Below are 281 nucleotides of genomic sequence, written 5' to 3' on the forward strand. Positions count from 1 at the left end.
GTGGGTCTCGTCGACGCTCGACCAGCAGGGGAAGGCCGCGGAGGTGGTCTGGGGCGGCGGTGTGTGCGACAGGTCGTGCGGGTACCGCCGCAGCATGTCCATCTTGACCCTCGCCACGCGAACCGCCTCGGTGATCCGGCCGCAGGCCGTACCGGTGTGCGGCCGCCTCTTCCGCCGCGGGCTCGAGCAGCCCGTGGGGCACTCCTACTTCGACGAGGCCGGCACCGACGACGTCGTGGTGACGGAGTCCCGCGAGGCGAGCCTGCTCGGTCCGCAGTCGC

The 281-nt window shown here is 72.6% G+C and carries 1 protein-coding gene; it reads left to right on the forward strand.

The window, feature by feature from the left end; genetic code table 11:
- Positions 1-94: 94 nt before the first annotated feature.
- On the forward strand, positions 95-281 hold a 187-nt coding region (locus QWY28_RS23535), incomplete at its 3' end, for a hypothetical protein (protein ID WP_300955335.1).

This window comes from Nocardioides oceani, from assembly GCF_030412965.1.
GTDB classification, from domain to species: Bacteria; Actinomycetota; Actinomycetes; order Propionibacteriales; family Nocardioidaceae; genus Nocardioides; species Nocardioides oceani.